Origin of the sequence: Paenibacillus sp. FSL P2-0173, assembly GCF_038008045.1 — a bacterium.
GTDB classification, from domain to species: domain Bacteria; phylum Bacillota; class Bacilli; order Paenibacillales; family Paenibacillaceae; genus Paenibacillus; species Paenibacillus polymyxa_B.
In genome coordinates, this window is sequence record NZ_JBBOYK010000003.1 from 350,538 (window position 1) to 371,759 (window position 21,222).

General features: G+C 47.2%; 19 protein-coding genes and 1 riboswitch. Of the genes, 11 read left to right on the forward strand and 8 right to left on the reverse strand.

From position 1 onward, the window contains the following. Nucleotides 1-9: 9 nt before the first annotated feature. Complete coding sequence (locus MKX30_RS17985; protein ID WP_226887719.1) at nt 10-1,251, reverse strand: Ger(x)C family spore germination protein; 1,242 nt, start codon at nt 1,249-1,251, stop codon at nt 10-12. Beyond that, the gene (locus MKX30_RS17990) at nt 1,229-2,863 is read right to left on the reverse strand and encodes a spore germination protein (protein ID WP_069080096.1); all 1,635 of its coding nucleotides are present in this window, start codon (nt 2,861-2,863) and stop codon (nt 1,229-1,231) included. The genes MKX30_RS17985 and MKX30_RS17990 overlap by 23 nt, the downstream gene beginning before the upstream one ends. A 224-nt stretch (nt 2,864-3,087) precedes the next feature. On the opposite strand from MKX30_RS17990, the gene MKX30_RS17995 reads away from it, so the two are divergent. Continuing rightward, nucleotides 3,088-4,179, forward strand: coding sequence for a GGDEF domain-containing protein (locus MKX30_RS17995; protein WP_023990814.1), 1,092 nt, complete (start codon nt 3,088-3,090; stop codon nt 4,177-4,179). Between the two features lie 86 nt (nt 4,180-4,265). Here the strand turns inward: MKX30_RS17995 and MKX30_RS18000 are convergent, their stop codons facing one another. Beyond that, complete coding sequence (locus MKX30_RS18000) at nt 4,266-4,763, reverse strand: Rrf2 family transcriptional regulator (protein WP_025720321.1); 498 nt, start codon at nt 4,761-4,763, stop codon at nt 4,266-4,268. Between the two features lie 66 nt (nt 4,764-4,829). Continuing rightward, the gene (locus MKX30_RS18005; RefSeq protein ID WP_341063175.1) at nt 4,830-7,781 is read right to left on the reverse strand and encodes a glycoside hydrolase family 3 C-terminal domain-containing protein; all 2,952 of its coding nucleotides are present in this window, start codon (nt 7,779-7,781) and stop codon (nt 4,830-4,832) included. Nucleotides 7,782-8,015: 234 nt separating this feature from the next. On the opposite strand from MKX30_RS18005, the gene MKX30_RS18010 reads away from it, so the two are divergent. The 4 genes from MKX30_RS18010 to metE all read left to right on the forward strand — a co-directional run bounded on the left by MKX30_RS18010 (nt 8,016) and on the right by metE (nt 14,069). Continuing rightward, entirely contained in the window at nt 8,016-8,486 is a 471-nt protein-coding gene (locus MKX30_RS18010; protein WP_160789270.1) for an AbrB/MazE/SpoVT family DNA-binding domain-containing protein, read from the forward strand. Between the two features lie 291 nt (nt 8,487-8,777). Then, nucleotides 8,778-10,727, forward strand: coding sequence for an anaerobic ribonucleoside triphosphate reductase (locus MKX30_RS18015; RefSeq protein ID WP_028540758.1), 1,950 nt, complete (start codon nt 8,778-8,780; stop codon nt 10,725-10,727). Next, nucleotides 10,724-11,221: an anaerobic ribonucleoside-triphosphate reductase activating protein gene (nrdG, locus tag MKX30_RS18020; RefSeq protein ID WP_023990818.1), complete on the forward strand. Its 498-nt coding sequence runs from the start codon at nt 10,724-10,726 to the stop codon at nt 11,219-11,221. The genes MKX30_RS18015 and nrdG overlap by 4 nt, the downstream gene beginning before the upstream one ends. 173 nt (nt 11,222-11,394) lie before the next feature. After that, nucleotides 11,395-11,590: riboswitch (cobalamin riboswitch) on the forward strand. Between the two features lie 160 nt (nt 11,591-11,750). Next, entirely contained in the window at nt 11,751-14,069 is a 2,319-nt protein-coding gene (gene metE / locus MKX30_RS18025) for a 5-methyltetrahydropteroyltriglutamate--homocysteine S-methyltransferase (protein WP_341063177.1), read from the forward strand. 87 nt (nt 14,070-14,156) lie between these two features. Here metE and MKX30_RS18030 read toward each other — a convergent pair whose 3' ends face one another. Continuing rightward, a complete protein-coding gene (locus MKX30_RS18030; protein ID WP_023990820.1) occupies nt 14,157-14,690 on the reverse strand; it encodes a DUF6985 domain-containing protein in 534 nt (177 codons plus the stop codon). Between the two features lie 382 nt (nt 14,691-15,072). On the opposite strand from MKX30_RS18030, the gene MKX30_RS18035 reads away from it, so the two are divergent. The 5 genes from MKX30_RS18035 to MKX30_RS18055 all read left to right on the forward strand — a co-directional run bounded on the left by MKX30_RS18035 (nt 15,073) and on the right by MKX30_RS18055 (nt 18,265). Next, complete coding sequence (locus MKX30_RS18035) at nt 15,073-15,402, forward strand: PadR family transcriptional regulator (protein WP_023990821.1); 330 nt, start codon at nt 15,073-15,075, stop codon at nt 15,400-15,402. Then, entirely contained in the window at nt 15,395-15,946 is a 552-nt protein-coding gene (locus tag MKX30_RS18040) for a DUF1700 domain-containing protein (RefSeq protein WP_069080090.1), read from the forward strand. Before MKX30_RS18035 ends, MKX30_RS18040 begins: the two co-directional genes overlap by 8 nt. Before the next feature lie 4 nt (nt 15,947-15,950). Next, nucleotides 15,951-16,802, forward strand: a complete 852-nt coding sequence (locus tag MKX30_RS18045; RefSeq protein ID WP_316244373.1) for a DUF4097 family beta strand repeat-containing protein — start codon at nt 15,951-15,953, stop codon at nt 16,800-16,802. Between the two features lie 120 nt (nt 16,803-16,922). Continuing rightward, a complete protein-coding gene (locus MKX30_RS18050; protein ID WP_013312448.1) occupies nt 16,923-17,642 on the forward strand; it encodes a 3-ketoacyl-ACP reductase in 720 nt (239 codons plus the stop codon). A gap of 185 nt (nt 17,643-17,827) precedes the next feature. Next, nucleotides 17,828-18,265, forward strand: coding sequence for an AbrB/MazE/SpoVT family DNA-binding domain-containing protein (locus MKX30_RS18055; protein ID WP_013312449.1), 438 nt, complete (start codon nt 17,828-17,830; stop codon nt 18,263-18,265). 67 nt (nt 18,266-18,332) lie between these two features. Here the strand turns inward: MKX30_RS18055 and MKX30_RS18060 are convergent, their stop codons facing one another. Continuing rightward, a complete protein-coding gene (locus MKX30_RS18060; protein ID WP_053326325.1) occupies nt 18,333-18,791 on the reverse strand; it encodes a hypothetical protein in 459 nt (152 codons plus the stop codon). Between the two features lie 120 nt (nt 18,792-18,911). On the opposite strand from MKX30_RS18060, the gene MKX30_RS18065 reads away from it, so the two are divergent. Further along, complete coding sequence (locus MKX30_RS18065) at nt 18,912-19,073, forward strand: hypothetical protein (protein WP_013312451.1); 162 nt, start codon at nt 18,912-18,914, stop codon at nt 19,071-19,073. A gap of 25 nt (nt 19,074-19,098) precedes the next feature. On the opposite strand, the gene MKX30_RS18070 is transcribed toward MKX30_RS18065, so the two are convergent. After that, nucleotides 19,099-20,262 (reverse strand): nitric oxide synthase oxygenase, encoded by a 1,164-nt coding sequence (locus tag MKX30_RS18070; RefSeq protein WP_341063179.1) that lies wholly within the window; start codon nt 20,260-20,262, stop codon nt 19,099-19,101. Between the two features lie 150 nt (nt 20,263-20,412). After that, entirely contained in the window at nt 20,413-20,889 is a 477-nt protein-coding gene (locus MKX30_RS18075; RefSeq protein ID WP_341063180.1) for a Dps family protein, read from the reverse strand. Between the last annotated feature and the right edge of the window lie 333 nt (nt 20,890-21,222).

The following is a 21,222-nucleotide window of genomic DNA, read 5'->3' on the forward strand; positions in this document are numbered from 1 at the left end:
CCGATTTCACTAATTGGACTCTCCCTTCGAATAAGGGTTAGTCCGTGACTGTGTATGCTTCAGTACCGAAGTCACCTGAACACGAACGGTGCTTTCTGCAAAATAGCGGTTCCATTCAGGTGAGAGTTTTTTCCACTGTTCAGGATGGCTTTTCTCCAGTGCATGGCCTAGGCCGAGTACATCACTACGGCTACGCTGAACCTCCTTAACCGTTGAAGTAATCACTTTTTTTGTTTCCTCTCCCCACTGTTTCTGCAAGCTATACATAACCTCTGGACTTTTTAAGTCAATCGAGCACTCGGCTTCCTGAATCGTCCCGGTCTGCTCCAAATTAATAACAAAAACCGGCTTCCCTTGCTCGATCAGACTGTGTACATGGGTTTTAGAATACAAGGTTTCGATTCCAATGATTTCACCTTTTTTGCCGCAGCTCAACGCGGTTTCAGCACTTTTCACCTTGTTATTCACCATAGATAGTCCCAACGCTTGGTCATCGTCCAGCCATTGGATGAGACGATCCTTCTGGAACACTCCCATACCCTTGATGCTAACAATCGCTTCGGGCAAAATACTATCCACGTTAGCCTTAAGGTGGGCCTGCTCCAAATTACCTTCTACTTCTACACCAGTAAGGACAGGGCCACTACCTTTATTGGACATACTCCGGATAACATCGTCTAGACTCACTGCGTAATCCCCGGCGTACATACGCTGGGACGCTTCCAGCTTACCCGAGATATCATTAGCCGGAATACGACCGATGGCGGTCATGGATGCCAGTACGTTCTTGGCCGTTTCACCGCGTGCTACCAGCATTTTCATCGTTAGTCGGGGCTCCGCAGCCCTTTCCAAATAATCCAACGTATCCCCGATACCACGTCGAGCCAGCTTTTCTCCAAAAACGACAATCCTCGCATGGGCCAGAGAAACTACCCGCGGAATCTTCTGTGAAGCTTTGCGAATTACTTGAAAAAGGTTGCTTCCCTTTTGCTGATACAGCACGACTGGGGTATTTCCTCGGGCCTTAGCCCCGGCAATTTCATCCGCTACGATAATCTGTAGGGAAACCTCATAATCCGATTCCCCATCCGCATCAATGCCTATAGCCGCGACTACTGCCCGCTGGTTCAACTCCACTGAATCCCAGCAGCCAGAGAGAAGCGGCATGACTAGTAGCCCCACCAAACTCAGCACCCATATTCTCCATTTAAAGGTTACTGCGCTTCGTTCACTCCCCTTCTCCAGATACACCCTGAGCGCCCCCCTCCCGCATCGGTGAAGTTTTATCGGAAGGGGAAATCCCGCTTCCATCCTTCATTCGTGTCTGATTCGTTGATGTAATACTTTTAGGACGTTTCCGCATCATCCAAAACGGCATTCGCAATACGGCATCCTTTTGACTCTCCAGCACAAAAGGACTGAAAGGGGCCATGTAGGGCACCCCAAAGGAGCGAAGGCTGTTCATATGAGCGATCAGCGCAATGAGCCCCAATGTAATGCCATACAGTCCCATAAATGCAGCCAGCACCATAAAAACAAACCGGAACAGTCTCCCGGCTACCGCCATGTTATATGTCGGAATCGCGTAGCTGGCAATCCCCGTCAGCGCTACTACAATCGTGAGCAGCGGAGTGACAATTCCAGCCTCCACAGCCGCTTGTCCCAATACAAGCGCACCGATAACGGATACCGTTTGTCCGCCCACACGGGGCATTCGAATACCTGCTTCTCGCAAGATTTCAAAGGTGATTTCCAGAATAAACGCCTCCAGAAATGCCGGAAAAGGAACGGATTCCCGCTGCGCTAGTATGCTGATGAGCAGTGGGGTTGGTATCATTTCATAATGATAAGTGGTTAAAGCGATGTAGAGAGAAGGCCCCAAAATCAGAATAATAAAGCTGATATATCGGATGAGTCGGACGACAGTCGCCATGTCGTAACGTTCCGAATAATCGGAAGAACTTTGAAAAAATTGAGCAAATACAGTAGGCATCACCAGTACAAATGGATTTCCATCCACAATGAGTGCCACCCGACCCTCCATAATGTTGCTGCTAATTGTATCTGGTCTTTCTGAGTTGTAAATTGTCGGAAATGGTGTGAGATTTTGATCCTGTATCATCTCTTCTACCATGCCTGACTCAAATATGGCGTCAATATTGATGGCTTTTATCCGTTCGCGAACTTCATCTACAACACTTGAATCTGCAATATTCTTCATATATAGTATGGCCACATTCGTGAGGGACGTACTTCCCACTTTGAACATCTCCATCGTAAGATCGGAGCTTTTAATCCGCCGACGTACAAGAGAGATGTTCGTGAACAGGGATTCCACAAATCCGTCCTTCGGCCCCTGGACGACAGACTGTGTGGAGGGCTCGTTAACCGCCCGCGTCTCTCCTCCACGTGTGCCGCATGCGATGGTTTTTATACAGCCTTCCAGTAAAATGATCGTATCTCCCATCAAGAGTTGTTCCATCATGGAATTCCAATCATCGCACTCCTTCACTTCACCCAGTTCCAGCGCGTGAGCCTGTATTTGATTGTAAAGCTCTTCTGCACTTTCCACCTCAGCAGCCACCTCGGCAGATGGGCGGCTAAGCAATGATTTCATGACGAGTTCATTCACCGTATCCGTCTTGACCATACTATCTAGAAATACAATAGCGGCGGGCACATCCGCCTTTAGTCCGACATTAAAACGACGAATCAAGAAGTCTGGGCTGTTTGACGTCGACTCCTTAATTTGCTGCAAGTTGGTATCCACATGAGCCTCGATCTTTAAAGAACGTGAAGAATTTTCATTATTCTTGTCCGCACCCGACTTTTTATTATGTTTGCGATAGGGATAGCGAATCATGAGCAAACCTCATCTCCAGTAAGGCAGCAATAGATACCGCCCATTTTTCCTTATTCTTGTATCTTTGGAGTATGCTCAATCTATTCCCAGTTATGCACCAAACACATGAACGAAACGTTATAAGCGCATCAGCGTAATAAATTTCAATAAATTCTTCATTTTCAAGCTTAATGTCAGTTTTTTTGATAAAATGAAGAAATATGCCTCTCGGGAGGGTTAGCATCTTGTTCAGTACGTTTTTTGTAAATACCTGTATCCTTGTCACCTTTTTGTACATAACTGGCCTCATATCACAAAGATATAAAATCCGTCTGCACACCTTGAAGCGTAAGATACATTGGATCGGAGGCGGCCTTTTTGGGTGCTATGGCATTGTTATGATGTACTATTCAATTCCAGTAGGATTTAATACGATTGCCGATCTTCGTCATTTGGCCATCGTAGCTACCGCAACGTACATCGGCGCCCCAGCAACGCTCATGGCTACCCTATTTATATGTGTAGGTAGATTATTGCTGTTTGGTATCAACACTCAAGCCATCGTAGGCGCTATTTTTATGATGCTCGTTGGGCTGGGGTGCGCTTTATTGTCACATCTGTCCTGGTCACGTTTACCCAAGCTGATGATTATGAACGTTTTTGCTATGGGCATTATATTCTGTTCCCTTATGATTAATTTGAAGAATCTTGATGATGTTCTGCATGTTTATCCGCTCCAATTATTCATATCCATGATCGGCGGATGTCTTCTGTACCTCATTGCTGAATCTATCAACACATCCAATGAGCTATTACTTCGACTGGAGCATACCTCCTACACAGACCATCTCACTAATTTAAGCAACAGAAGACAGCTTGAGTTTTCATTGGAAGAGAAGCTCCCTCAAGCTCGTCAACGTCATGAGCACTTATCTGTACTGGTGTTGGATATTGATCACTTCAAGGAAGTCAACGACACCTATGGGCATGCGGCAGGAGATGCAGTGCTGCGCCAGCTTGGGCAGATTCTAATGGAAAAATGTCGTCCTAATGATGTAGTCACCCGCAGCGGGGGGGAAGAATTCACCGTGCTTTTGCCAAATTGTGCTTTTCGGCAAGCGTTGCGAATAGCTAATCAGATTCTTAGTGGAGTAAATCAGCACGAGTTTATTTTAGCGGATGGTCTTGTTCTTAAGGTCACGGTGTCCATCGGTGTGACGACATTTCCTGGTACCGGGGAAGATATGTCCGGGGCAGCCCTGTTGGAGCAGGCAGATAAAGCACTATACGAAGCTAAAAATGCAGGACGTAACCGGGTTTGCTCATATGAAACATAATTTGAGGCATGACCATTTCATAGAAATAGCCGATACAACCCTCTTTTGAGAGTCGTATCGGCTATTATCATTTTGAATGAAATGTGTTAATCCCTCTGGGAAGGAGACTTGGCATCCTTATCTTCATTATGATTGCATTTTCCCACCACGAGTGATGTACGATTGGCAAGCGAAGCCAGCGTATGGGACCCCCATACTTCCAGCATACGTCGTTCGCTCTCGGCTAAAATTTCGGATACGGCTATCGCCAACTCCTCACAAAAAGGATTGGTTTCCGGTTCATGCATCATACCCGGGAAAATCGGATCACATATTTCAATGGCGTGGTATATATCGGCAAGTGTAATATGGTCGGCCGAACGGGTAAGCACATAGCCTCCCTCACGACCTTCGCGTGCTGCAATCAAATCTGCCTGTACAAGTCGCGTCAGCACCCTGCGCACCAAAGTGACTTCGCAGTCAATGGAACGGGCAATAGAACCGCTGGCACAGAGTTCTCCGTGCTTTTCCAAATAGACAAGCGCCTTTACCGCCACCCCAAGCCACTTGGGCGTTGCGGTGCGTAGTCGTTTTTCACTATTCAAATGAGATGACACCCCTAAGCTGTAGAAACTTCGTTGAATGCATTGTACGTGATGTCAGAAGTAAGTTCAAGCCTGAAAGCCGGAATCCTCTGTAGCATTAGCGCCCAAAGTAAAATGAGCTAGCCGCACTTCCCCGCTCAACAACAGGTATACATCACGTGTGCCAAAGACTGAATGTACCGCTTCCGAAAGCGTAACCCATGCTTGCGCCCCTCCTGTATTGCCCACGTTCACACGTGCCACAGCTTCGCTGTCCGGTGCATCCAAACGCAGCTCAATTGTGGCATCGCTACTGTTGCCTGACACGCGACACTGAAGCTCGACCACACTCACCGTATCCATGTCTACGCCATGAAAGGCAATCCAACCGGAACGTTGAGGTGTGCGCGGACGTACACAGGCCTCCCTTTGCTCCTTGCTTTCATCCAGTACGATGTCGGAGCAATCATCAAAGTTTTCAGCGCGGATACTTCGTCCAGCTTGGCGTGGTGGAATAACTTCGCCACGAACGTACACAGGGTGCTCCAACCGGATATCCGCTGAGGAAGCGCCTGCCAGCAGTGTATATTCACCCGATTCAACGCAATAGCAATCCCGTGTAACATCCCAAATCGCCCAATCCTTCATCCGAATCGTAAAGGAAACCGTTCGCGTCTCGCCTGCGTCTAAGCGAATACGTTGAAAACCGCACAATGTCTTCAGTGGTCGCTTTACTCGTGAGGCACCGGGCCGTACATAGAGTTGTACAACCTCTTCACCAGCAGCTACACCCCGATTCGTCACCTCTACCCACACCTGGAGCGTATCCACGGCATCCAGTGCAGCAATAGATTTTACGCTATCCTTTGGGGCATCCGTACGCAGGTCATTATATTCAAAAGGCGAATACGTCAATCCATGGCCAAACGGATACAAGGATTCACCTTCAAAATATTGATAAGTACGACCGCCGCGAATAATATCGTAATCTTTGATGTCGCCCAATTGATCCTCACTCTGAACCCAGGTCATGTTCAAACGCCCCGCTGGCGCGTAATCTCCAAATAACACATCCGCTATTGCTGTACCATGCTCTTGTCCCGCATGAGACGTGTATACGATCGCTGGAATATGCTCCTGAACCCAAGGGATGGCAAATGGATAGCTGCCCGTCAGAACCACAATCGTATTCGGATTGACACGATACACTTCCTCGATAAGCCGTTGCTGGGAAGCTGCCAGTTCCAAGCCTGGGCGGTCATTCTCTTCCTTTCCATTGATGAGCGGGTGATTTCCAACAAATACAATTGCTGTATCTGCCGCTTGCGCAGCGGCTATCGCTTCCGCTAAACCATCTGACACCGTCTCTACCTGGAATGTTTGGCTCTGTCCTAAAAATGTCGAGGATGTCGAGGCGTTACTCTCTACAGCGTTAAGTGCAGATTTTTCAGCCTCCACTACCTTTAATGAGCCCTCCGTTCCGGCAATCACTGGTTTGCCATTCCATGTTGTCCACAGATGCTCTCCTTGTCCAACAGGAGTCAGCCCAAAGACCTCTTTGACATACCAGCCATACGCTTCATCAGCTGTAACACGGAGCGTTTCCTCATCACTCGTCACGTAAGTACCCAGATGCTCATCATGTAACGTCACACTGCCATAGCCCCAATCCGTCATGGTCAATACTGTGGGCTCTCCATCCTGGGACAGGCGCATCTCACCGGAAGAATCGACTGTGAGCTTCGCTCCGTCATTCACCGCCGTCAAGATCACGCGTTTCTTACCGTCACGGTACACGACGCGTTCCTTTGCGTCCTCGCCTTCCAGCTTGGCACGAATCGCCTCCAGCGGTGTAACCCGGTAGGGCAGCGTACCGGAATACCAGTCGCGGTACACCTCATTGCCATGCGTACCAATGACCGCTACTTTGCCACACTGGGCAGGGTTCAATGGCAAGAGTTCATGCTCATTTTTAAGCAGTACGATCTGCTCCCTCGCCGCACGCAGCGACAATTCACGGGCTTGCTCTGTCAGGAGAGCTTCCTCTCCGATTGAGGCATAAGGATTGTCTGCCGCCGGATCAAATTCCCCCAAACGAAAACGGACACGGAACGTATGGAACAATGCCCGATCCAGGTCTTCTTCTTGTAGCGTTCCTTGCGCCAAGGCTTCACGAATTGCCTGTTTGGAGAGCTCTGCATCATCTGTAATGCTGTCAATTCCCGCCCGAATAGATTCGGCCACGCCAGGCGTATGGGAATCGTAATACTGATGATCGTTGACAATCCCCATGACATCACCCGCATCACTTACGACAAAGCCGTCCATCCCCCATTCGCCCCTGACAATATCGTTAACCCCATGATATAACGTAGCAGGCGTTCCATTAATCAGGTTGTAAGAAGTCATCATCGACTGGGCGCCGCCTTCTGTAAAAGGCTTCTCAAAGGCTCTTAAGTAATATTCTCGCAGATTTCGTGGGTCTATACTGGAGGAGCCGATTCCCCGGTCCACTTCATTGTTGTTACCCAGAAAATGTTTTAAAGTGGCAACCGCTTTCAAATATACCGGATGATCCCCCTGTATCCCCTTGACTAACTCCTTTGACAACTCTCCCGTCAAATACGGATCTTCGCCGTAAGCTTCCTCATTGCGTCCCCATCTCGGGTCACGCTCCATATCCACCGTAGGTGCCCACAGGGTCAGACCGTTTAATTTTGGATCACGACGATAGTAAACACGTGCCTCATCTGCGATAACAGAGCCGATGAGGCGCATTAATTCCGTATCCCAAGTACATGCCAATCCTACAGGCTGAGGAAATGAAGTCGCCTCACCTAACCACGCTATCCCGTGTGCCGCTTCCGTACCGTGCTTATAAGCTGCGACTCCCAATCGGTCAATGGCCGGCTGGTATTGCAACATGGATTCAACCTTTTCCTCCAAGGTTAGTCGCGAAACGAGATCCCGTACACGCTCATCCAGATGAATCTTCGGATCTTGAAATAAATATTCGATACCCGTTGTTTCATGACTCATATCCGTCATCTCCTTAGCTTAATTAAGATGATAAAAAGTACTTTTATGAAAGCGTTTTAATATATCATAGCTAAAAAGGGGTACCCCGGCAACAATACCGAAAACATCCTATACTGTTTGAAAGAGAGACCGCAGCATAAAGACAAAAAAAGTTGTATTTTACCTTCAATATACAAAGCTAAAAATAATATTTTTTGGTATAATCAGGATATATCACTGAAGGAGGAAGCGCTAATGAAAAATACCGGAATGACAAGGCCTCTGGATCAATTGGGGCGGATCGTACTCCCTAAGGAAATGCGCACCACAATGGATATCAATATCGGTGATTCACTTGAATTTTTCGTAGATGAAGAAGGATTTGTATTAAGAAAATACACGGGTGTCTCCTGCAAATTTTGCGGCGCGGTGGATCATTTAACTTATTTTCGCGACAGCTTTATTTGCGCAGAGTGCATCCAGGTATTAAAGACCGATGAAAATGTGCATGCCACAAGCACCGATGCTATCCAGGCTCAAGAACATTCCAAGCCGACCCGAACCAATACAACCTGGCAACCCAAGCAATCTAGAGTGCAGCAAGGTGAAATGGTAAAAAAGCTACGCAAGCTGATTCAGGAACACCCGAACCTGCCACAAAAAGTATATGCCGAAATGCTAGATATTTCCCAAGGCCGGGTGTCCCAGTTGAAAAAGCTACTCTAAACCTTCTCAAAACAATATCCCAAGATCATATACTATGTACTCGCAAGCCTATCATTTTCATCGCAACTATGATTGCCAGATATAGAGTAAGATACATATCCGTGGATGTGTCCCTTACTCTGTATCTGGCTTTTTTATACCGCCCACTCCTATCAATGTGACAATAGTCACATACTCTCAATGTTTACGTATATACAATATATAGATCGAAACAATTGGTTAACACAAGATATCATCAATATGTTGTTTTTGTGAAAAATATATATATTTTACTATATGGAGGGTTTTACGATGAAGGTGCTGGAGGAACATCAATTATACGACATCGGCGAGCGGGTCATTGGAGCACAAGATCTGGACATGCTGCGGGAGAATGCGAATTTGAATGGAGAATCGTTCAGCGGCAAAATGAGCAAGCTTGGGTCCGAGTATGCCAAATGGTATGCGCGCCTGCGGGTACTTCCGCCTGAACTGACGAACGCAATTGACCACGGATATGTATATGTTCACGATTTGGACCAATATGCGCTCGGAACTACGAATTGTATCTTTATCCCGTTTGGTCGTTTACTGCGAGACGGCTTCAATACAGGCAACGGCTCTGTGCGCACACCGCAAACGATTATGTCCGCTATGGCACTGGTCGCTATTATTTTCCAATCTCAGCAAAACAGCCAATTCGGTGGTGTCTCCGCCAATAAAATAGATTGGGACCTTGCCCCATACGTTGCCCGGTCCTTCCGCAAGCATCTGCGCAAGGGACTTCGGTTGTTCGAGGAAGAGATAGAATCCCATCTGTCTGACGACGAACTACATATGGCCAATCCCCATTTGCAAGAAGTCTGCCCTCGTTCATACGCATTCGCACGCGAAGAAACGGAAACGGAAACCCGGCAGGCTGCTGAATCGCTCATTCATAACCTGAACACCATGAGCAGTCGGGCGGGTGGACAGATTCCATTCACTTCACTGAATTACGGAATGTGCACGTCTGCTGAAGGACGGCTTGTTACTCAATCGCTGCTGGAGGCCACTATTCGCGGCTTGGGCAGCGGGGAAACTCCTATTTTTCCGCAGCATATTTTCCAATGCAAAGAGGGAATCAACCAGGCAGAAGGCGACATCAATTATGATTTGTTCTTACGGGCGGTAGAATGCTCTAGCAGACGGATGTATCCCAATTTTGTGAATGTGGATGCCACCTTCAACTTGCCTTTTTACCGTGCTGATGACCCGGATACCATTATAGCGACAATGGGTTGCCGTACCCGCACCATTTCTGACCGTTTCGGTAGAAATCGGCAGAGTGGCAAGGGAAATCTCTCCTTCAATACCATTAATCTGGTGCGGCTTGGCATTGAGTATGGTATTTGCACAGGCAAACGCTTGACACCTGACCGTGATCGCTTTGATGCGAGACTGGAAGAAGTTATGCGCATTGCGGTGGATGGCCTAATCCATCGCTATCAAATCCAGACCAGCCAGCCGGCCAAAGCTTCGGACTTTATGATGCGCGAAGGGGTATGGGAAGGTGGAGAAGAACTGGCGCCAGATGATAAGGTGGGAAGCGTACTAAAGCACGGTACGCTTTCGATCGGGTTCATCGGGCTGGCTGAGTGCATGAAGGCACTATACGGGAAACACCACGGGGAGGATGATTTCGTATACCGCGAGGCACAGCGAATCATCACTTCCATGCGCGTGTATTGCGATCGAATGAGTGAATATCACAATTTAAATATTACATTGTTCGCTACGCCTGCCGAAGGTCTGTCGGGCAAGTTCACATTGCTGGATCAACGTGATTTCGGAATTATTCCTGAGGTAAATGATCGAGAATATTACACGAATTCTTTTCATATTCCCGTGTATTATACGCTCCCGGCTGCTCGTAAAATCAGCTTGGAAGCTCCGTTCCATAACCTCTGCAACGCTGGTGCGATTTCATACATCGAACTGGACGGCAATGCGCGGAATAACCCGGATGCGTTCCTTAAAATTGTTCAGTACGCGCTGCATCAGAACATTGGCTACTTCTCCATCAACCATCCGGTGGATCGTTGTACGGAATGTGGTTATGAAGGGATTATCGGGACAAGCTGCCCCCAATGTGGCACAGATGAGGAGCACACACACTTTCAGCGCTTACGTCGGGTAACCGGATATCTGACAGGAGATTATACCGTTCGCTTTAATGCTGCAAAACAGGCAGAAGTTCGAGACCGGGTGAAACATAAGTGAATTTGTGTGGCTACATTCCGGAATCTCTGAACGAAGGATACGGCCTGCGCACCGTCGTGTTCATTAGCGGTTGCCGTCATGCCTGTCCCGGATGCTTTAATCCAGCGTCGTGGAGCTTCCGTGCAGGTGAGCCATTTACACCCCAACGACAACAGGAAGTCATTCGTGACATCATGGATAATCCGTTGTTGGACGGACTGACTCTCTGCGGGGGAGATCCGTTTTTCTCAGCAGCAGAATGCTCGCAATTTGTGCGTGACTTCCGCGAGGCCTGTCCCGACCGAACCGTGTGGGCTTATACTGGCTTTGTCTATGAAGATCTACTCACAGATCAGGAACGACAGGAGCTAGCGCTTTTGTGCGATGTGATTGTGGATGGTCGTTTTGTAGAACAGCAAAAGGACCTGACCCTTCCCTTCCGGGGCAGTCGCAACCAACGTCTGGTAGATGTAAAAGCCAGCATTCAGGCAGGCTATACCGTTTCATTGGCTTAACGCGAAGTTTACCCGGCAAGATGCTATATCCAAGACAAGCCCCCATCATGGGTAAGGCTTGTCTTTTTTTATATAGCTAACTGTTTCCATTGGAGTTTCTATTGCGCATCCTGTAAGTTTCACTTATGATGGTGAACAAGTATACGAGTGCATAATTATTCGTCATACCTTAACCGCATAGCTTGGAGATAGGTGTCTGTTCTATTCAGATCAGGCTTAAAAGGGAAGCCGGTGCAAATCCGGCACGGTCCCGCCACTGTAAACGGGGAACTTTCAGCTGTTCATATATCCACTGGTCCACAGACCGGGAAGGAATGCTGAGAGTCATGATCCGTAAGTCAGGAGACCTGCCTATTTTAACAACATCGCAAGTACCTACGGAAGATAGGGAGGTGTTAAGAGCAGTCGCCGTATTTTTGATTTTTTAATCACGGAGGCATTCTTTCCCCTACTTATTTTTAACTCTGGGGGAAGAATGCCTTTTTTGGTACGTAAAAATAAAACAGCTACCCACTAGGAGGAAAAGTACATGTCCATTATTGAATGGCCTGAATTGTCCGGCTTGATTAGCAGTAATCTGGGATATCCGCGTATCGGCGAAAACCGGGAATGGAAGAAAGCACTGGAACGCTTCTGGAACGGCAGCATTAACGAAAGCGAACTGCAGACGGAGATGAAAAGATTACGGTTGGAGCATCTGAGCAAGCAGCGTGACAAGGGGATTGATCGCATTCCTGTCGGAGACTTCTCCTATTACGATCACATGCTGGATACATCTGTAATGTTCGGTCTGGTACCCGAACGGTTCAACCATCGTCCCGCAGGACCGGTTCCTCTGTCCGTGTATTTTGGGATCGCTCGTGGACAGAAGGGAGCAACCGCCAGTGAAATGACCAAATGGATGAATACCAATTATCACTACATCGTTCCTGAATTGGCAAACGCAGTCCCGGTGTTCACTGAAAATAAACCCTTACAGGCTTATCGTGAAGCAAAACAAGAACTAGGCATTGATGGGAAACCGGTCCTCATCGGCCCCTATTCATTCGTTACCTTATCCAAAGGCTATGACCGTAAGGATTTGGCCGCCATCGTACGAAGCTTCCTGCCACTGTACACCCGTATCCTGTCTGAACTAGCGGCAGAAGGCGTTCAGTGGGTCCAAATCGATGAACCTGTCCTAACCACCTCATTCCCGGCAGAGGATTTGGACATTATTCAGGAAGTCTATGAAGCTTTGACTCAAGCTGCGCCCTCCTTGAATATAATGCTGCAAACCTACTTTGGCAGCCTGGACCATTATGAGCGTCTGTCCGCACTTCCGGTACAGGGATTGGGTCTTGATTTTGTGTATGATGATGGCGAAAATCTTCAGCATATATTGCAGCATGGCTTCCCTAAAGGAAAAACGCTGGGCGCTGGGGTTATTGACGGGCGCAATATATGGCGAAGCGACCTGAACGCTGTGGCTGCCCTGCTGGGTCAGTTAGCAGAACAAACCACTGCCGCACAGATTATCGTACAGCCATCATGCAGTCTGCTGCATGTGCCAGTCAGCCTGGAGGCAGAGCACAAGCTGGACAAGGAGCTGGTGCAAGCGCTGGCCTTTGCCGATGAAAAGCTGGAGGAAATCGCCGTCCTGACGGCTGCACTTGGCAAACACGATCCTTCCGCACTCGCCAAGCTTGAGCAAAGTGCGGATGCGGTAGCCCGTTTCAACAGTTCAGCGGCACGCGTACAGACAGCTGCCGATCTGGCCGACCTGTTGGCAAAAGAGCCTCTGTCACGCAGCGTTCCTTTCGCCGAGCGTCGTGAGATTCAGCAAAATAAGCTGAAGTTGCCTCCACTGCCTACGACGACCATTGGTAGCTTCCCGCAAACCGCCGAGATCCGCAAGGCCCGCCTGCACTATCGCAAAGGAGAATGGTCAGCCGAGCAATACCGGGCGTTCATCCAACAGCAAATTAAGGAATGGATTGATATTCAAGAGGACATTGGCATTGACGTGCTTGTTCATGGGGAATTTGAGCGGACCGATATGGTTGAATTTTTTGGCGAAAAGCTGAACGGCTTTGCTTTTACGCAAAACGGATGGGTGCAGTCCTACGGCTCCCGCTGTGTCAAACCGCCGATTATATACGGAGACGTTTCCTTTGATCAGCCCATGACCGTGGAAGAAACGGCATTCGCCCAATCGTTAACTTCCAAGCCTGTTAAGGGAATGCTTACAGGCCCTGTGACCATTTTGAACTGGTCTTTTGAACGTAACGATATTCCTCGTAGTCAAGTTGCTTTACAGTTGGCTCTGGCATTACGGGCAGAGGTAGAGGCACTGGAACAAGCGGGCATCGGCATGATTCAGGTCGATGAGCCTGCAATTCGTGAAGGGCTTCCACTGAAAAAAGAACAACAGCAAGCCTATCTGGACTGGGCGGTTCAAGCCTTCCTTATGACCACGGCCACCGTTGAACCTGCGACCCAAATCCATACGCACATGTGCTATTCCGAATTTCAGCATATGATTCAGTCCATCTCCGATATGGATGCCGACGTCATATCTATTGAAACTTCGCGAAGTCACGGAGAACTGATTGTCAGCTTTGAAGATCAGGTATACGACAAGGGCATCGGTCTGGGCGTGTACGATATCCACAGTCCGCGCATCCCCGATGTATCTGAAATGCTAAGCATGATCCAGCGTGCTCTGCGCGTACTGCCATCAGATTTGTTCTGGGTTAATCCGGACTGTGGTCTGAAAACCCGCACCAAGGAGGAATCTATCGCCGCCTTGCGACTAATGGTACAAGCGGCTCAAGCAGCCCGGGCTGCATTGGCTGTATCCAACTAATCTTTTTATCGTATCGAATCGCACCATCATTTCACCATATCCTATTCCCCTTTCCGGCCCTTTTTGGTAAAAGCCGGGAAGGGGGATTTATTCTAGGTCATATAATGTATAAACGCCTTGAATATGCTCCATTTTCATCTGCTTCATATGTACGCCTAAGCCATGTTCTTGATCCCAGGAGCAACTAAAATTCAAATACAGTTCATCCTTTGCCGATGAGTCGGAAATCAGTATAGACACAAGCTGTATTCGATCCAGCAATTGTTCCGGCCGCTCCACATAAGGCGCATATTCATCTGGGTCCTCTCCCCATATACTGTAAGCATTCCGGTACTTTTCCACTATGCCAGCATAATGATGGTGTATGGACTCCAACACTTGAGGATGAATAGCTGACGAATATTCCATATACTGCTCCCATGTGTTTTTTTGCAACTGTGTAGGTTCTTCTATAGTCTGTGCCTGTTCTTCGGAGTCAGCCCCCACGATAAATTCGACTTCTACTTCCGAGGGCTGCCCGCAAAAATTAAGATGTACTACACCACGCAGAACAATCTCCTCAGATACATCCCAAGACTCATCATCCTGTTCCAGTTCCATATACCAATTTTTCCAATCCACCCTTTACCCACCTCTTCATAAAAAGTAATATTTAACCCTATTGAATACTTTACAATCTATCATTTTAATGAATGAAATTAAAGTAGCATCCTATTTGTGCTTCCAGCCATATTTCGAGTAATTTCCAAATAAAAATACTTTTTTCTACAACATTCGCTATTCAATAAAGCCTTCAAGAAAGAAAATCTGCCCATTTTGGCACAAATATTTTATTATTAAAAATTTAGTACCTTGCATTAATCAGTACATGATGTTAAATTATACCTGACTACTGTTCTATAATTAGTACCCGTGACAAATTATGCACAAACACACGTTTCTTCCCCTTATTCCGAACGACACCTATGAATTATTGATAACATCCAGGAAGGGAGCACCGCTCGTGAATGTGAACATCCAATTCAAAAAAGGGGTACTGGAACTGTGCGTTCTAGTTCTAATTGGACGCAGAGACCGTTATGGCTACGAGTTGGCTCAAGCCGTCTCCCGTCATATTGAAGTAGCTGAGGGAGCCCTATATCCATTGCTCCGCCGTCTGGTATCAGAAGGATACTGCACAACGTATTTACAGGAATCGACCGAGGGGCCTCCCCGCAAATATTATCGGCTGACTGATACTGGAAGCCATTATACAAGAATACTTACGCGGGAATGGAATGATTTTGTCCATCATGTCGCAAGCCTACTGGAGGAAGGGAATTCCGATGAATAGAAAACAGTTTCTTACAGAGGTAGAGCAGCGTCTTTCTCCTCTCCCTGCAGAGGTACGCAATGAGCTGCTTAGTGATTTGAGCCAGCATTTTGACTACGGGTTGGTTAATGGCAAAAGCGAAAGTGAGATTGCCAATGAGCTGGGTAACCCGGAGGATATTGCCCGAGAAGCGTTGGATGATCCCAATGCAGCCTGGAACGCTTCTCCTCCGCTTCGTCAGGGAAGCTTCGCACGCAATCTTTTTACTTTCTTAGGGCTGCTGTTTCTCAATTTGCTAATCTCCATCCCGATTATGGCTACCCTATGGGCAGTATGGGCTTCATTGACCGTGGTATCGGTCAGCTTCATTGCAGCCCCCCTTCTCGCCGTTACTGATTATGCACTAAACAGCACCTTTTACCCGGCCAAATTCTTTTTCTCTATCACGATGACGGGTATAGGTCTATTGCTGCTGCCTGGAGTCCGTTATCTCTTACTCCTTATGGTCAAAGGCACAGTACGATACTGGAAATGGAATCAGACTACCCTGAGGGGAGCTTACTAACAACATGAATAAAAAGTGGTTTATTGCAGCAGGTCTGTGCATTGTGATCGGTGTAGCCGGAATGGTGGCTTACGGTGCCCCATGGAGTCAACAAGTCATGAAGGAAACAACTGCGATTAACAAAAAATGGACGTTCACACGTGGTCAGCTACAGAAGCTGAAAGTGGACAGTTCTGATGATGTCTCTATTTTGTTTACTCCCGGCTCTGGCGACCAAGGTACGATACGCATTAGTGGAGAAGTTCAGACAAAGGTAGCCGACCAAATTCATAATGCCCGAATTGAGAACGGTAAGCTTACGATTCAATCGGAGCCGGCCGCTTCCTTGTCATTTCTTTCGATCACCCCTGATGTGGATCAAACGATTACCGTAGAGATGCCCTCCGGCGAAACACTAACTGACCTACAGATAGATGCACATTCAGGGAATGTAAAACTTCAAGATGCCTCCGTGCAGAATACTTCCATCACCGCTACTTCAGGCACTGCCGAGATTACAAACCTCCAAAGTACCCACCTGATCGCAAATTTAACATCCGGCAATTTTACAGCCAGTCAGCTTGCAGCAGATATGGAGTTGAAGCTTACTTCTGGCGATGTTACCATCCACGATTATAGCGGTAATGGCCTTATTTCCCTAACCTCAGGGGAGACAAATATTACACAACGTGCCGTAGCCAACTTGGAAGTGAATGCTGATTCTGGTGACGTGAAGATTAAGCAAGCTCCCGATTTTAAAGGTGTTTATAATGTCCACTCTGACTCTGGGAGTATAGATACTCCCGAATCTGTTCCCGGTAGTGTGAACGTGATAAAGGCAGAAACCACCTCAGGGGATATTAATATTTCCAAATAGGAGACCTCTAGATGAATACCTCATCAGAGGCGAAGTTTGGTTCAATGAGTTTAACCTTGTATAATGTAACCATGTGCTCACATGCACAACCACGTTATGGAGTGAAAAGGAGGAGACTGGATGGAACTTAAGAATAAAACAGCCATTATTACAGGAGCCAGCAAAGGAATCGGTAAAGCAATTGCCGAAACTTTAGCTAAGGAAGGCGTTAACCTGGGATTAATCTCACGAACATTGACTGACCTGCAAAAGCTGCAGGATTCGCTGGGGAGTACATACGGTGTGAAAGTGGTGAGTGCCGTTGCAGATATATCGGATCGCGCACAGGCCGCTGCCGCTGTAGCTTCACTGGAACATGAGCTGGGCGCTGTCGATATTTTGATCAATAATGCAGGCATTGCTACCTTTGGCACAGTCGCAGATATGGACCCCGAAGAGTGGGAACGTATTATTCGCGTAAACCTGATGGGAACCTATTATGTCACACATGCTGTTCTTCCAAGCATGCTGGCACAAAAGAGCGGGAACATTATTAATATTTCCTCGACGGCAGGAGAACGAGGTTTTGCAACAGGCTCGGCATATTGCGCATCCAAGTTTGCTTTGATGGGCTTCACGGAAGCACTGATGCAGGAAGTTCGCAAATCTAACATTCGCGTCACCGCGCTGACTCCAAGTACTGTCAATACAGAACTGGCGGCAAACGCAGGATTGCCTATTGGTGATGAGGATCGCATGCTTCAACCGCAGGATTTGGCCGATCTGACATTAGCCGCATTGAAACTGCCTCCACGGGTTCAATTAAAAGTAGCCGGTATTTGGACAACCAACCCACAGTAATTCGACATGACATCTTAGATTCATTGGCTGTACAATGCTCCGGCAGACGTAATTGTTCGTCATGCCGGAGCTTTTTTTCAGCATAGCTATACCAAAACAAACTGTAATATAAGCGCTTTGTACTTCCAGCATATATACATACAATTCCTACAACTATAAGCGCATTTCAGGAAAGGGGAAAAATGATGAAGAACACAGGAATGACACGGCCATTAGACCATTTGGGCCGCATTGTGCTGCCCAAGGAGCTGCGCAATTCTATGAATATTAATATTGGAGATGCCCTCGATTTTTTTATTACCCCAGAGGGACTGATGATTCGCAAGTATACGGGGGTTTCTTGCTATTTTTGTGGTGCCGTAGATCATTTGAGCTATTTTAGGGATCATCTGATATGTAAAAGTTGTATTGAAAATCTGAAGAGCGATAATCCTTCCAGTCATTTGAGTGAATCCCGTCCTGTCCAGCCCAAGAAAAGAAGGAGTTACAGAAATCAGAATGATCTCCTGAATAAACTAAAACAGCTCATGCAGGAGCATCCTAATGTATCTCAAAAAGAATTAGCCGAAATGCTCGAACTATCCCAGGGACGCGTGTCACAGCTTAAAAAGCTACTCCTTTAAATGATCCTGCCGATCCGTCTGTTATTATCAACAAAAAAAGAGCCTGACGGCTCTCGGATCATCATCGTTACGCAATGTCAGAATGCTCCATAACCGGGACTCGATAGGCCAGCAAGGACTCGTCTATTACGGCAGAAATAAACGTTGCTTCTATTTCAGGCACCAATCTAAGCGCATAATTCCATGCGTTTTCTTCAATTTGCAGCGCAAGTCGTTGCCGGGTCCCTATCCCGCTCTCTTGCTCCAAAGCATCGGAGAGGTCCACTAATTCCGTATCGGCGGCGTGCCCGATCTCATGTGCAAGCACAACCGTAAAATACTCCTCAACTCGATCAACGCTGCCGAACATTTGTAAACACTGTGTTTCAATAACGTCCGTATACATGGTAATGGCGTGAGCATTCATGGCATATTTGCCCCCAATCAGCCTTCCACCAGGAAAACGTTTCTCCAGCTTAACTGTCACACCTATAGCAGCCCGTTCCAAAAGCTCAGCGACAACGCGCTCTGCCTGATATCTTTCCAACTTAGCTTCGCTCCTCAAACCAGGATATATAAAGTTATATTTACTTTAAACTTATGAAATCATGGATGTGTTCATACCATACACAGTACGATATTATACCTTTTTACAAAGGAGAATACCATGTCAGAAGATTATTATATAGGCTGGGGAACGCTTGCCCTTATTAATGCCGGTTTGGCACAATCCAAAAATCGGAGCGGGCTAAATTGGTTTCTGCTCTCCCTATTAATAGGGCCACTGGCTACCCTTTTTATCGTTGCATGGGATAAGCTGGAATCCTAATCCAGCCATTAGGTCATTCCCATCATTATCCGGAATGAAAAGGGCAACCTTGGCGCTTCTGCTGAAGCACTGCATCTGATGCTGTATTAGCCTGTCTCGACATATACGGCTTCTCTTGAACTCCGAAATTCGGCTTCACAAGCCGATTATCGTAGGAACTATGAAAAATATGCGTTGTCGCCGGGGATAGCGGAGGGATCAGCCATGTCCAATTGCCTGTCAGTGCGCGCCCAGCCTTGGCCTCCCGTTCCTCAAACAGCTTGAATTGTGCCGCTGCGGTATGGTGGTCGACAATGCTGACTCCCGCTTTTTTAAAAGAATGCAGCACAGCAATATTCAATTCCACCAGCGCCCGATCACGCCAAAGCGTTGTTTCACTCGTCGTATCCAGCCCCATCAGCTTAGCCACCTGTGGCAACATATTATAGCGGAAGGTATCCGCAAAATTACGGGCGCCGATTTCTGTTCCCATATACCAGCCGTTAAAGGGAGCCGCCGTATAGATGATACCGCCAATTTCCAGCGTCATGTCCGAAATCATAGGCACGGCATACCAACGTAATCCCAAGGAAGCGAAACCCGAAAGTTCTGGATGCTCAATGGCTACCTCCATCACCAAATGCTCAGGAATATCAAATAGCTCGGGAGGCCGCCCGCCTGCTTCCACAACCAGTGGCAAAATATCAAAAGGAGTCATCGCTCCTTGCCAGCCCATATCTTTACAAACATTGGTAAAATCCACCGAGATCGGGTCCCCGATGATCCCTTGATCGGTTTCATATCCAGCGTAACGAATGAGTTGATGGTTCCAGATGCGGATATTCGGCTGCCCCGGCTTGGAGGCGCGAAATACAGTAAGCGTTGGCTTAATTTTACCGCCATTCGTTCCTATGCGCATATGCTCCAGGAGCTCGCTGACCACCTCCGCCGCATCTGACGCGGCCCGCGCATCTCTGACCAAAAGCTTGTCCCATAATAAGCGCCCTATGCAACGATTGCTATTGCGCCAAGCCATGAGTGCTCCGTGCTCCAGCTCTTCGTACGTATGATCATACGTTCCAGTTGTCTCTATGTCGTGACGAATATGAAGAAGCCGGGCTTCCGCTTCATCGCGGCTTCGGCCCAGCTCCTCATAACATGTATATATAAACTGCTCCGCTTCATGCAAAAGCTGTTGTTTCACTTCCATAACACACACCCCATCCCGGCAGCTCTATGACTCAAGAGCCTGTGGTCTTCCACGCCTTCACGTTATTATACTCCAGTGGCAGAGTGGAACCAACGGGATGTGTATCTTGTTCACCTGATCTCCATATACGTGGAAATATATCCCAATATTTTATCCCAAATACGCACTCAGCATCCAGATATGTTTATCCATTGCTTCTCTCAAGCCGTTAAGAAGATCCTCTGTCGCTTTATCCTGTGCTGCTTCCGCTGCTTCCATCCCATTAGCCAGTTCAACAGTGATGGTTTTAAAATCAGCAACAACGGACTTCACCATATCGTCAGCTGTCTGCTCACCTGCGGACTCCTGAATAGCTGAAAGTTGCAAATGCTCCTTCAAGGTCGCAGCCGGACGGCCACCAGTAGCCAACAAACGTTCAGCAATCGTATCTAGATTAGCTGTTGCTTCATTGTAAAGTTCTTCAAATTTAGCATGCAGTGTGAAGAATTTAGGTCCTTTCACATACCAGTGAAAATAATGCAGTTTCGTGTACAATACAGACCAGGTAGCTACCTGACGATTCAATGCCTTGTGCAATTCTTGAATGGCCTCTTGTGTAGGTGTGTTCGTATGATTTAATGTACTCATGTTAAAATCCCCTCTCGTTTTCATTCAAAATATAGTTGGTGTAAAGCTTGGATACTCGTTAACAGTAGTGTCTGATTTTCTTCAAAATCCCATGCGTGAATCCAATAAATATTTATTTATTAATTTAGACTTAATCTAAATCCTGTTTTAATTATAACACTGTGTCGATGTTTTTCAAGTCTTTATTCGGTTTTAATCATGAAGATTACGTGAATTGATTGTAAATCTAACTCTACATGCAATAGGACATCCACAATCAAGACTTATTTATCTTTTATACATAGGTTACATCAATAGGAGTAAAGAAGATGTTAATTTTGTCTGCTAAAGTAT